The organism is uncultured Gemella sp. (assembly GCF_963519265.1).
Taxonomy (GTDB): Bacteria; Bacillota; Bacilli; order Staphylococcales; family Gemellaceae; genus Gemella.
The window spans coordinates 1-6,688 of record NZ_CAUQNQ010000065.1 but is presented as its reverse complement, the minus strand read 5'-3'; the positions used below and the strand labels follow the sequence as shown (position 1 = coordinate 6,688).

The 6,688-nt window shown below is 29.7% G+C and carries 5 protein-coding genes and 1 riboswitch; all 5 genes read right to left on the bottom strand.

Features of this window, described 5'->3' with window-relative positions; translation table 11 throughout:
- Positions 1 to 30: 30 nt before the first annotated feature.
- Positions 31 to 209, bottom strand: a riboswitch (Lysine riboswitch).
- Between the two features lie 382 nt (positions 210 to 591).
- Complete coding sequence (locus tag RWN11_RS06400) at positions 592 to 2,538, bottom strand: fructose-1,6-bisphosphatase (protein WP_314160929.1); 1,947 nt, start codon at positions 2,536 to 2,538, stop codon at positions 592 to 594.
- A gap of 322 nt (positions 2,539 to 2,860) precedes the next feature.
- A complete protein-coding gene (locus RWN11_RS06395) occupies positions 2,861 to 4,024 on the bottom strand; it encodes a carbamoyl phosphate synthase large subunit (protein ID WP_314160928.1) in 1,164 nt (387 codons plus the stop codon).
- Positions 4,025 to 4,049: 25 nt separating this feature from the next.
- Entirely contained in the window at positions 4,050 to 4,790 is a 741-nt protein-coding gene (locus RWN11_RS06390) for an esterase family protein (protein WP_060913782.1), read from the bottom strand.
- A gap of 32 nt (positions 4,791 to 4,822) precedes the next feature.
- On the bottom strand, positions 4,823 to 5,653 hold the full coding sequence (locus RWN11_RS06385) for an alpha/beta hydrolase-fold protein (RefSeq protein WP_314160927.1): 831 nt from the start codon (positions 5,651 to 5,653) through the stop codon (positions 4,823 to 4,825).
- A gap of 313 nt (positions 5,654 to 5,966) precedes the next feature.
- Positions 5,967 to 6,688: LPXTG cell wall anchor domain-containing protein (locus RWN11_RS06380; protein WP_314160926.1), on the bottom strand; the 722-nt coding region annotated here is incomplete at its 5' end.

The window sequence follows — 6,688 nt, the reverse complement described above, 5'->3', positions numbered from 1 at the left end:
GTTATACTTCACATTATCTCTCCAAAACAAGATATTAGTAGCGCAACATAGCCTCACGACTATGACAGTTCTATACTTAGTTCAGTATAGCCCCAATAATATTAACATAGGATTAATATTATTTCGGCGACGTTTCCTTTCAAGTAATATCATCAAGTCCTACACTTTCAATTACCTTACTGATAAAAATCGCAACCTCTACCTCACTTACTTTGTGAGGTACATATTCAATTAACTGTTTATTAGTATAATATACTTTTTAACTGTTGTCAACAAAAATTTTAATTTTTCTAAAATTTTATTTGAATATTATATCTATTGTACTGCATTCTACTTTTACAAAAATAATATTCTTTACATCATTTTTCATAAAAAGAAGGAGATTTTAAGCTCCTTCTTTTTACATCTATCAATTTAATAAATCATCGACTAATTAATTATTCTTCTCTTTTTCTTCTTTTCTTTTTTTTAATAGTTTATAGTTTGTTATTATTCCTAGTAGCATTAAAATCTCTAGTATACTTAATAAAATCTTCATCATATCTCTCCCCCCTTAAATACAAAGAAACTCAGAATATCGATTTATATTAACTAATATCTTTCACAAATTGTCCCTTGGCGATATTCTTCTAATAAAATTTTTAATAATTCAATTTGTTTTTTTATTCTTACTCCACTATCAGTATCTGCTACTTTTTTTCGACATAATTTATCTACAACTCTCTTAGTTGAAATAATATCCGTCTCATTTTTGATTGCTTCTTCTTTACTTTGGAATATATCATGGCTCATTATCTGTAACCCATAAGAATTGTAAGTTAAAGTATAACCACCATGCCCTGTCGTTTTATGATAAGCTCTAGACATTCCACCATCAATAACAATCGTTCTACCATTAGCTTTAATCGGATTTTCCCCTTTTGTTTCCTTAACAGGAGTATGCCCATTTATAATATGTCCCTCACTAGTTAAGCCAAACTCATTTAATAACTTAATACAAAATTCTTCATTGTCTCTTAGTTCATAATACGCATTTTTTACTTCTTCATGAGTAGATTTATCCTCTATAAAATATCTTTCGAACGTCGTCATATCACATTTACCAAATAACGGAGAATATCTGCCTTGCCATAAGTAAAAGAATAATCCATTATCTTCTCTACAACCACAATAAAATATGCTACGAATTTTTTTATCGAAAAAGTCTAGTAGCTTCTTACCTGCATATTTCTTTCCTCCATAAGAAAATTCCTGGAAGTTTCCATCCTCATCGACTGGCATACAACCATGAAGAAGTAGATTCCCATTATAGCAGCAATACATGCCACCTTTATTAATAAATAATTCAACATGTTTTTTTAATTTTTCACTTGCTATAAATGATTCTTTTAATCTATTAATAATCTTTTCTTCTTCATCCGTTAATAAATATGGATTTTCTTTATCAACTGTTGGGAAATTACATGACGTTAATGGATATTCTTTACCACAAATTTTTACAGTTTCTTTTTCAAAGTCAATTTTATCTAATAACGCTCTTGATTCCAAATCAAACTCAGGATGTTTATCAATAATCTGTTTTTCTAATTTGAATTGAATTATTGCCATAGCCTTATGCATTCTAGCTATTTGCATAATTTCATGCTCACTATATTTCAGCTCATCATCTTTAGAAAGTTTCGGTAAAAACTCTTTACAGTCATCATCTTTATAATACTTTTCACTAAAGTTTAATAAATTTCTAATAGGAATTCCATATCTATCTTCTATAATATCTAAATTATCATATCTTGCACATATTCTGATTACATTTGCTAATGATATTCTATCTCCAAGATAAGCACCTATCCATAACATATCATGATTTCCCCATTGAATATCTACAGAATGATAATCTAGTAGTCTATCCATTATTTTATCAGGAAAAGGTCCTCTATCATAAATATCACCAACAATATGCAAGTGATCGATTGTTAACTTGTGGATACTTAATGATAATTCAATAATAAACTTGTCACCCGCACCTAATTCAATAATATTCTCAAGAATTTTATCATAGTAATCATTCTTATCACTACTCTGCATTTTATAAAGTAATTCATCAATAATATACTTAAAATCTTTTGGTAAAATTTTTCTGACTTTGGATCTAGTGTACTTTCTTGCTGCTACTTGCGTTACCTCTAATAAACGTAAAAGGATAATTTTTTGAAATTCTTTATAGTCACACACATCATATTCTTTTCTTATAAGATTTAATTTTTCTTCTGGATAATAAATAATAGTAGCTAAAAGATTTAAATCTTTTCTAGGAAGTCTATTGCCAAATACCTCTTTAAGTTTTTCTTTAATAATACCTGAACCATTTCTTAAAATGTGATCAAATGCTTCATATTCTCCATGAATATCACTTAAAAAATGTTCTGTCCCCTTAGGAAGCGTTAATATAGCCTCTAAATTAATTATTTCCTTAGTTGTTTCATCTATACTCTGAAAGTTTCCCGCTAATAGTTCTAAATGTTCTCTAGATATTTTCATGCTATTCTCCTTTTATAATTTTCATTTAAATCTTAACACACTTCTTTTAGTAATTCAAGAAATGTACACGTTGTCAAAAAGAGTCAAATAGTTATTACATATCATTCCTCAAGATATAAAAATATCCCTTTCACTGGCTTGTCCAGTAAAAGGGATACATATCGAAATCGATTTTGTCGAGTCACTCCCGCAAAGTTTATTAGACATCTAAAAAGCTTTTATAAAACGAATTTAGATATCAATAAACCACTGCGTCTATGAGTTCTCATATACACTTTGTTAAAATTTAGGACTTTTGGGACAGTCCCACTTCACTATAAATTTATTTTAACTTCCCTACAAATCTTTCCATCTCTTTCATTTCTTCAAGAGTATCAGCAACAAGAACATACATTGTATTACCTTGTAATTCAGCAAAAGCTTCAGGCATTCTTAAAACAGCTTTTAATTTATCTTGATATTTATTTCTAATATCTTCATCTGAATATACATAATCTTTATAATCACGGCGTGTTGAAGCTAATCCATATTTTTCATCAACATTTAATCCATTAAATGCTCCATTAACTACTTCAGCATAAACTCTAAAATAATCTGTTGAATGTGCAAAGTTATATACGTCTACTGCAAAAGCTCCCGCTGGACGATTATTATACTCGATTGCGATATAATCATCTTTAGTTTTGAAAAATTCAATATGGAAGAATCTTTCTTTCATACCAAATGCTTTTACTGCATTTTTACCATATTCTACTAGTTTTGGATCTAAATCCTTATCTATATAATAAACCCAATCAAGAGTATTATTATTTAATAAATCTAATGGAGTGTGATAATAGACGATACTAGTGTAAAAAACAATATTCCCTTTAGCATCTACTAATCCATCAAAAGTTACGATATCAGAGTTATCTACAAAAGGCTCTAAGAAATAATGAGTATTTCCATCCCATTCTTTTTTGAAATTTTCTACATCTTTCTTATCTTTAAGTTTATAAGTTGCTGATGCTCCTACTCCATTATCTGGCTTAGCTATTAATGGTAATTTTAATTTTTTCACACCTTTTTCGATGTCACCTTCTTTTTTCACTAAGAAACCAGGTACTACAGGTACTCCTGCTTTTTCGAAGTATTTTTTCATCTCTGATTTATGTTTTGTCTTTTTAAGATCGTTCTCTTTTAAACCGAACACATTAAACTGTGTACGAAGTGCAGCATCTAATTCCATCCAGTGCTCATTTTGTGATTCTATTCTATCAATATGCCCGTGCTTATGATATAAGAATGCAACAGCACGTTTCACTTCATCAACATCATCAAGACTATTAACTCTAAAATATTCAGTTAATGCTTCTTTAAGTCTTTGGTCTAACTGTTCATATGGCTCTTCACCTATTCCAAGTACATTAATCCCTTGATTTTTTAACTCAATAGAAAATTTTTGAAAATTGTGTGGGTAATATGGTGATATAACTATGTAATTCATAAATCTTTGTCTCCTCTTAACTTTATTATAAATTTAATTTATCTAAAAAGTATGGCATTTGTATTCTCCACCAAGGCCAGTCATGGGCAACATCCTCGCCCCAAACATCAAACCATGCTGGAATATTCTTTTCTTCAAATGCTCTTTTCAAACTGTAAAATGATGGAAGTCCATCTTGCTCCCATGGTCCTAGACCCGTACATACAATAATATCAGCGTTTCTATAGTGGTCAATAAACCACCCATCATTTTGATTCCAAATATTATCACTAGGTGAATTTCTATATATTAACTCATCATTTCCATATTCACCTACGAAAAATCTAGCATCATAAACTCCACTAAGTGAAATTACTTTACCAAATACATCCGGATGTTGTAGGAAAATATTAAACGAGTGATATCCTCCCATACTACAGCCAGTAGCCATCATTTGTCCAAACCAACCTGTTTTATGTTTAATAAATGGAATAGCTTCTTCAATAACATACTTTTCATACTGTGTATGAGCTAATGCTCTATCGTGACCATTTTTCCAGTCACATAACCATGATTCACTATCAACACTTGATAATGTGAAAAATTGTACTTTTCCTTCATTTATAAAACTTTCACAAGCATGAATCATCCCAAAATCATAATACTCATTGTGTGTCCCACCTGATGATGGAAACACAACAATCGGTAATCCCGCATGTCCATACCTATTAAGAACCATTTCTCTTCCTAAATTTCCACTATAATGACTCAAATTCTCTATATTCAATCCTAAAACCTCCATTTTCTAAAAAAATATTTTTACCAATTTTCACTTATAAATCTTAAACACTCTGGTAAATATTTAGCCCAACACTCCTCACTGTGTTCTCCATTAGCTACAACATTTAATTTCAACTCACTTGTAGATAAACCAGCATCAATTAGCTGACGATAATAATCTAAACTTGCATCAATATATAATTGTTTTAGGTTACCATTTGCTAATTGCTTATCTGTGTCATCTCCCTCGTTCGTTCCAACTTCGATATATACTCTTTGATCTGAAACCTTATGTTTCGAAATAAATCTATCAAATTCTGGTTTATTCAACCAATTTGCAGATGAAAATACTCCCAAACAACCTACGACATCTTTATGTTCTAAACCAATATATTGTGATATATTAGCACCTAAAGAACTACCAATCATCGCTGTATATTCTCGTTGTGGTTTTGTACGATATGTACTATCTATAAATGGTTTAACTACATTTACAAAGAAATCAGCGTACTCAGAACCTAATCCTCCTAATGTCAGACCAAAAGTTAATATTGGTAAACTTGAAAACTTCCAAGGAGCATATTCATTCATTCTTCCCTCATTATCATTATCAATTCCAACTATTATCATTTTTGGCATATCAGGATTTCTTTTTATTGCTGGTATCACCTTCCATGAATGCCCACTAAAAGATTCTCCACTATAAAATACATTTTGTCCATCGTTCATATATACTACTGGATAATGTTTATGTTCATCTTGAGCATAACCTTTTGGCAAAAGAACCCTAATACGACGATTTTTCCCCGTATATGGAACTTTCAACTCATGCTCTTTCATTTCTAAATAAAAATACGCATCTCTATTCATTAATATTTTCCTTTTAATTTTGTTATAAGTATAATTCTACCTTATTTCTCACATAAAATCAATTAATTGAGTGTAATTTTTCATAATTTTTCTGAAAATTAATTTTAATTGATTATTTATATACTAGTGTAATGTTTATATTTAAATAATAAATAAAACGAAAAAATAGGAAAAAAGCTATACTACTTAATATAGCATAGCTTCTTCCTAATTTTTAAAATCAACCGTACTTGACAAAGAACCCAATTTAGAAGTATGTTTTCAAAATTGCCTCTCTTAGAATTAATTTAATAAATATTGTTTAGAAATAATATTATTTTCTATTTTTTCTTCTTCCTAATATTAGTGCACCGCTTAATACTAGTCCCATAGCAGCTAATGAAGCTAAATTATTATTTGATAGACCAGTTTTAGCTAAATGTTTTCCTGATTTTGAATTGTTGATATTTGATGAAGTTTGTTTAGGTTTATTAGATACTATTGCGAATTTACTGAAGTGATCTATTTCAAATGTTACAACACCATCTTTTGTAGTAGAGTCTATTAATTTTAACTCCCCGTTATCTTTTATGTGATAGATAGCAACATCTTTTTCATCTTCTTTTAAGACAATGGCAACTGTACGTTTTGCATTTGAATTAACTACATGATTGTCTTTGTCTAGAAGTTTTAAATCTAATATTCTGATTTGATTGTCTGCAGGTAAGTTTAATTTTTCTAGAACTGAACTTGCTAAGGCTTTATCTTCTACAGGAGTTGCAGAAAGTTTTGCTGCAGTTGTTTTATCAGTTAAAGTAACTTTAACCCCTGAAGCATCATTTGAGAATATATTGTTTATTATATCTTCAGATGGAGTTACGTTGTTGTTTGTGTTAGTGTTTTCTGCATTTGAATTATTATTAGGTTTATTTTCTGGAGCAGGTTTGTTTTCAGGTTTATTATTTCCTGCGTTATCATTATTTCCAGGTTTCACTTCTGTACCAGCATTGTTGTTAGTACCAGCGTTTGTGTTACCATTGTTTGGTTTCACTTCTG